The organism is Micrococcus sp. PSi08 (assembly GCF_054960655.1).
On record NZ_JBHNYP010000073.1, the window covers coordinates 1 to 300 of the forward strand.

Sequence of the window (300 nt, forward strand, 5' to 3'; positions counted from 1 at the left end):
GCGGATCTCGCGGTTGAGCCGCTCGGCCGGGTTGTTCGACCAGATCTGGGTCCAGACGTCCTTGGGGAATGTGGTGAACGCCAGGATGTCGGCCCGGGCAGCATCGAGGTGCTCGGCCACCACCGGCAGTTTCTCGCTCACGTAGTCCAGCAGCCGGTCGAACTGGGCGTTGACGCTGGCGGCATCGGGCTGGTCGTAGACCGAGTGGAGCATGGCCTTCACCGCCGGCCACATGCTCTTCGGGGTGATGCCCATCAGGTTCGCCGCGTAGTGGGTGCGGCAGCGTTGCCACACCGCACC

General features: G+C 66.7%; 1 protein-coding gene. It reads right to left on the bottom strand.

Going from position 1 to position 300, the window contains the following annotated elements; translation table 11 throughout:
• Positions 1-300, bottom strand: a 300-nt coding sequence (locus ACFI33_RS11825; protein ID WP_445373407.1) for a transposase, incomplete at both ends; no start/stop codon positions are given.